We start from the raw sequence: 6,331 nt of genomic DNA on the forward strand, positions 1-6,331 counted from the left end.
GTCTGTTTCCCTGTAACTGTCGCTGCACAGTATCCCATTTCGGGATATATCCGGCTGTCCGGCCGGTGAGCCGCATCTAACGTTGTGTCGCACCCATGGCACAACGTCTTGCGTGAAAATATCCTATATTGGTATATTCCGGACGGGCCGGATTGCAGAACTCTGCCCACGTTTATGCCGAAAGAAACGCGAAGCCTGCTCTCTAATCGTTGTCTGGCTCGCTGCCTCCCATCATCTTTTCGAGAAGAATATGCTAAGTAAAATCTGGAACTTACTGATCGTCGTCGGCCTCGGCGCAGCCGCCTATGCCTATGTGACAGGCCGGGATCTGAACGGGGTGCCGACCTCGACTGCGAACATGGACTGCGATGTGCTGGTCAAGCACTTCGTCGGTCAGCAGATGGAGATGAACTATTCGCTGAGGAAGGTGCAGCGGATCGACCCGCTGGAAACGATCCAGCACGACGATCAGACCTTCATCTGCCTCGGCCGCGCCTATCTTGAGGGGACCCCTGCCACATATGTGCGTCTGTCTTCAAACGAGCGCTCGGCAGGCAACTTCGACCTTCTGATCGAGCAGGCGCATCCCTCCGACTACAACTGTGATCGCCTCGCCGACGAGATCGTCATGAAGTTCAGCGGCCAGACCGTGGCGGATGTCGGCGTGCTGATGGAGATCGGCGACACCAAGACAGAGGCAAACAAGCCCCCGCTTCATTGCCGGGGAATGGCGAGGTTCACGAACGGGCTGACCTGGCCGGTGAGCTATTCCTACGACGGGGACGAATTCTGGGTCAGCCCCTGATCCCATCCCCCTCCCTGTGCCCCGCTGTTGGCACTTGTCCGGTGTCGTTCACCGGCAAACAGCATTTTCGTCAAAACTCATAAGGATCAGATTCATGACCGACATGCAGACAAGCAAAGTCGAAAACGACAAGCGCGGCGCGCCCGCACCGTCCCGGCCGAACCAGAGGCCGTCCTTCCGGCGGGGGAGCGACCCGATCGACAGGCTCCCGTTCGTCGCCCATTGGCTGCTCAGCGTGGTCCTGCTCATCGTGGTGCCGCTCGTGATGCTTCAGGTGGTTGACGTGGCGGGTCTTTTCGCTCTGTTGGGGCCGTTGATGGTCCTCTCGATTGTTCCCGGCACGTTGCTCTACGTGATCTCTGCTCGTCGTCGGCTGATCGGCATGGGGGCGCGCCCGCAGTGGCTGCTGCTGATCGTCCCGTTCGTTCTGGTTTTGCTGGCCAATGGGTATGACGGGTTCATGCGGGCAACATTGCCGGGCGCAGAGATGCCGCCAACACTTCCGCCTGCCGTGTCGATCCTGATGTTGCCGGCGATAATCCTGCATGTCGTTCTGATGGTGCGGCGAGGCAAAGGGGCGAGCGCATCAGATCGCTAAGTCACGCAGGCTGCCGCTGCGGGTTCCTGAGCGGCAGCCTTTGAGACGATGGTACAGGCATCTTTGGCTTTGCGCGGGGACGGATGGCTTAAGGGGCTATGGGTCGCCGGCTTGGTATGCTCGGTTGACTGTTGAGGGCGGGGAGCTGCCGTTCGCTGCAGAGTGCGCAAATGACCGAGATGGGCGCATAGGAAATATGCCACTTGGAGAATGTGGACCTTTCTCATGAGATGGCTTGGCAGACGACTAATCATCCAGAATAGTTTGATGCAAGTTGACATTATCTCTTCAGTAGCGCCACGTTGATTACGTTCGGGCTTCCAGTTTTGGGTGCACACGGTAAGAACAGAAGCGCTTGATCGTTAATATAAATTCCAGAGGGCACATGGCTATTGGGTTAGATTCCGATCGGGCGCTTGAAGATGAAACCGAAGATCAGTTTGGATTTGTGGGCATGGCCAAGCGCCTCGCTCCGTCGATTATTGAGGCCTCAAAAGGTGACGGTATGGTCGTGGGGCTGGAAGGTCGCTGGGGGTCGGGAAAAACCTCGCTCCTGAACTTCCTGCGCGAGGAACTGGCTGCGGGCGAATCTGAAGACATCCACACGATAACTGTTTCCCCGTGGCTAAACGGTGACTCGGCCACCTTGGTGATGTCGCTGTTGGGGCCGATTGCAGATGTGCTTGAAAAGAAAGAAGCGAAACAATCTGAAGCCAAAGGCATCCTGGGAGCGTTCAACCGGAAGAAGGCCAGTGAAATCGGAGGCCTGATCAGCCTCTACGGCCAAAAAACAGCACGGACATTGGTGCCTCTCGCCAGTCTGGCAGGTTTTTTTGTACCAGGCGCTCAAGTTGCCGCTGGCGCACTGAAAGCCGGTGGCGAAGCGCTTGGACAGTTTTCAAGCCGGCAAGCCACGCCCTCCGAACTCAAGCGCGCAATTGCTGAAAAGATCGAAGCGCTTAGAGTTGGGTTTGTTGTCATCCTAGACGATCTCGACCGACTCGAACCCGAGCAAGCGGTCGAAGTTGTTCGACTTGTGCGTTCTGTCGCCGACTTCCCCAGGGTTGCATATCTTATGTGCTATGATCGAGAAGTCTTGGCGCAAGCCCTGAAAGAGGGTCTCAAGGTTCAGGATGGCGACTTGTTCCTACAAAAGATCGTTCAACTAACTTTCGCCATTCCTCTTCCAGAGCCTTTCGATCTCCGAACACAGTTTCGCAAAGAAGCCGAAGCCATTTTTGCGGAAATTACCGGTGCAGCTCCGGACGGTGAGCTGCTGGAGGATCTTGCTTCGGCCGTAGATCGCGAGGGGATGGGGTTGAGCACACCGAGAGAAGTAAAGCTCGCCCTTAACGGCATACGGTTTGTCTACCCCTCTGTAGCCGATGATGTCTATTTCCCAGATTTTTGTCGTCTTCACCTAATCAAGACCACGAACTTCAAGCTCTATAAGTGGCTGGAAGAATATCTGTCGGTCCGCTCAATTTTGGTCACTGGTGACGGATCGATAACCAATGATTCAAAGGCTACATTAGGCACATCCCTGAAAGAGCTCCTGCCATCCGAGGAGATCGGTGCGTCGCGATCAATATGGGCTTTGAGGCAATTCATTCCTGGCATTGGGAAAAATGAAGTCGCCTCAAAGCGAGTTTTTTCCGAGGTTTCGCTTAGGGAGGCAGGCGATGCTATTCAACTTAAACGTCTCGGAAGTCCTTTACACTACCGCTATTACTTTGCCCTGACGGGGCCCAAGACGGTAATGCCCGATGACGATTTCAAACAGCTCCTTGAGTTTGCGAGATCAGATTTACCTTCTTTGAAGGCTCACCTCGAACATTTCGCAAGAAGTCTTCGTCAATCGGGCCGGACATGGTTCGAGCATATTCTGGACCGGCTCGATGACGCCCTCGTATCAAAGCTGGACAAGGAAACTGTCGCTGGTATTTTTCTGGCAATGTCCGATACCATGGACTCAGTCATCGCGACCAATAAAAACCCCCGCGCATTTGACTTTTCCATTACCAGTAAAGCTGTGCGAGTGGCTGAACGTTTGTTGGTTCGATTGAGGACCGTTGACCATGAAAGATTCGAGAAGGTCTCAAAAGAGGTGGCTGAAAAAGGCACTGCGTTGAACTGGCTTGTGGGTAACTTCTTCAGAGAGCAAATGTGGGACCATGGTAGAGTTGGAGACCGACCAAACCAGCCTGGTCAATGGGTCTTCACTGATGATTTCCTTGATATGCTTCTGGAGATCATGAGAACGCGGCTTTCATCAACTGAAGTGCAAGAGAAAATCTCTGAAATGCCCGACGTTTCGACATTCCTGTTCGGGTGGCGGGACATATCGGGTGAGGCAGAGGCGCGAGAATGGGTGGCTTCTAACAGTGCTACCGATGCGGGCTTTCTTTCTATTCTCAATCATCTTCGTAGTTGGGCCATGAGTGACAGCGTTTATTACCCTCTGCACAAGTCGTCCATCGAAGCATTTTTCGATTTCGAAAGCACTGTTGCACGACTAGAAGCACTTCGGGGAGGCGCACACGGCGAGATGGTTAGAGAATTGGAGACCGCCATGGAGCAAGCGCGCCATTACGAGACTTAAGCGGTCATTCGATGCGTGTAATCTGAGTGGCCGCAAAGGGCCGGGGATGTCGATACGGCGGCGCGGGTCTCAAGAATGGCGCGCGGCGCCGCCGCATGACCGCTCCGAGCTCACATAGACGGATGCTGCAACGAGCACCAATGTCAGCTTTGCGGTTTCCATATGCGTCGTTAAAATAGGAAAACAGTTCCGCATGGTGGAGAGATGAAAAAGCGATTGAACGAAAAAGTATTGAAACGTGGAGATGTGATCCTGACGACCAGCGACGCGAAGATCAGTAAATTCATCCGTTCCACCACCATTAGCCCGATTTCACACGCCATGCTCTATGTCGATAACTGCTCGGTCATTGACGCGACGGGAGATGGAGTCCATTCGGCGAACACTCAGCGACTGTTCTTTGAACAGCACAACGCCGTATTTGCCCTACGTCTCAAGGGCGGGCTGCCCCCCTCCACGTCAATCAAAATATGCAACTATGTCCGAGAACGTATAGGGAGTGAATACGCGACATGGGAAGCTGGCAGGGCTGGGCTGGGGCTGGGAAAAAGGGGCACGCCGAAACAGTTCTGTAGTCGCCTCGTTGCGCAAGCTTACGCTGCCAACGGGTTTGCTCTCGTTAAGAACACCGATTTTTGCACCCCAAAAGACCTCCTGAAGAGCGCCGAGCTTGTCGAAGTCGCAGATGCCACCGTGGATGTCACCGACGAGGAATACCAGGCCTGGCAGACGCATCCCAGCGGCCTAAACCTTATGCGGCAGTCGACGAACCATATCCTGAATGGTGCTCGGAGGATTGATAAATCAATCCAAAATCTTAGCGACGTTGACAAACTTGTGCTGGAACATTCCGAGCATGACGAGACGATCATGCAGCTCTATGTCGAATCGGGATACTTCCACGTCTGGAAAATCGACCACGAGATCAACCCGTGGCACTACGATGCAAAGCTCATGGAGGATTTAGGCCGTCGTCAGCCTGACGATGTTCGTTGGTATTGCGAAAGCACCCTTGCCGAGGGGTCTCGGACAGACAATCGATACGTGACGAATGCAAAGGGCTACCAATACTATCAGTCTATCAGACCCAGACAGACTATAATGATGCTCATGACATTCTATCAGATGTTGGCGGAGAATCATGCCAATCGCCTCGATATCGCTGAAGATTGGCTTACGCGTCATCCATGAGAATTACTGATGCAGACAATAAGGCGAGTGCAACGATGGCCTGCAAAGTCCCGCATCACCGACATTCGATCTGGATTTTTCTGCGCGGTGCCATGGACGGCCGCTCTTGGGTAGCAGCCCTGCTGCGTATGCGTCACCGTGACCGGCAGCTATGGGCCGACTTGCCCCCAAGCTCTCCCTTCATGACAAAATGCTACTTTTGTCATGAGTTGGCCCATTTATATCTGGCACGGGCAAACAACACGCCCAATATCTTGCAGTTAGGTACAATAATATGTTCATGAGGCGCTGCGTTTATGCGGGTGATACCCCGGCCGTATCTTCGCACATGATCGACAGGGCCAGAGAAAGCTTCGACGTCTTGCGCTAGGATGATAATCTCGCCACGAATATCGATTAATGCGATCATAAGCCATCGCAGAATTCCTGTGGTAAGCGCTGAACACGTTGCTGAGCCTCGCTTCCTCCCCTGCGCGACTAGATGGCAACCAGCTCGGCGATTTTAGCTGCAACATTTGTCATCGACTCTTCGGCAGTACTCAGCCCGGCTCGGGAAGCTAGCAAAAGGCTGACCCGCTCAAGCTCCTCATAAGTCGTTCCATGGACGACCGGAACCAGACGTTCACGCCGCAGGAGCGCCGAAAGCTCCTTGTCGGCGATACTTTCCGCCTGAAGGCGCCGTAACATAGCCGGCGTCACTAAAACGATACCAACGCGCGAGTTCACCAAGCCCTTGTCGATCGCTCGCATCATAGGCACTCCGAGGCCTAAGTCCTTTTCGCTGAACCATACACGGACGCCTCGCGCTTCAAGCAGATCATGTAATTCTTTGGCGGAGCCTTGCCTGTCATCCCATGCGTGGCAGAGAAATACGTCTCGAAGGTCAGGCTGCGCGGCCGCTAGATTCTCAACGTTCTCTCGAATGGGGGTAAGGGACTGCACTTGCTCGGGCGTGTACCACACCGCCGAGCCAGTTCCTGACCAACGCGGCTTTGAGGTGCGCCGCCCCGATCCTCCACTGCCCCCCGAGTGTGAAGATGAAGGAGTAGAGTATGATCCAGAGCTACTATATCCGCTGCTGTAGCCACTATAACGGCCAAATCGGCTCCCGCATGCAGGGCAGTTAGCTGCGGCG

5 protein-coding genes are annotated in these 6,331 nt (G+C 54.3%); 4 read left to right on the plus strand and 1 reads right to left on the minus strand.

What is annotated here, in order from left to right; translation table 11 throughout:
- Positions 1 to 250: 250 nt before the first annotated feature.
- The 4 genes from CG50_RS12870 to CG50_RS12885 all read left to right on the plus strand — a co-directional run bounded on the left by CG50_RS12870 (position 251) and on the right by CG50_RS12885 (position 5,196).
- Positions 251 to 805 (plus strand): hypothetical protein, encoded by a 555-nt coding sequence (locus tag CG50_RS12870; protein WP_036639100.1) that lies wholly within the window; start codon positions 251 to 253, stop codon positions 803 to 805.
- 94 nt (positions 806 to 899) lie between these two features.
- Complete coding sequence (locus tag CG50_RS12875) at positions 900 to 1,403, plus strand: hypothetical protein (protein ID WP_036639102.1); 504 nt, start codon at positions 900 to 902, stop codon at positions 1,401 to 1,403.
- A gap of 385 nt (positions 1,404 to 1,788) precedes the next feature.
- A complete protein-coding gene (locus CG50_RS12880; protein WP_036639105.1) occupies positions 1,789 to 4,005 on the plus strand; it encodes a KAP family P-loop NTPase fold protein in 2,217 nt (738 codons plus the stop codon).
- 204 nt (positions 4,006 to 4,209) lie between these two features.
- The gene (locus CG50_RS12885) at positions 4,210 to 5,196 is read left to right on the plus strand and encodes a YiiX/YebB-like N1pC/P60 family cysteine hydrolase (RefSeq protein ID WP_081880433.1); all 987 of its coding nucleotides are present in this window, start codon (positions 4,210 to 4,212) and stop codon (positions 5,194 to 5,196) included.
- 477 nt (positions 5,197 to 5,673) lie between these two features.
- Here the strand turns inward: CG50_RS12885 and CG50_RS12890 are convergent, their stop codons facing one another.
- A complete protein-coding gene (locus CG50_RS12890) occupies positions 5,674 to 6,159 on the minus strand; it encodes a toll/interleukin-1 receptor domain-containing protein (protein WP_338048284.1) in 486 nt (161 codons plus the stop codon).
- Positions 6,160 to 6,331 lie beyond the last annotated feature (172 nt).

The organism is Paenirhodobacter enshiensis (genome assembly GCF_000740785.1).
In the GTDB taxonomy this organism is placed as follows: Bacteria; Pseudomonadota; Alphaproteobacteria; order Rhodobacterales; family Rhodobacteraceae; genus Rhodobacter; species Rhodobacter enshiensis.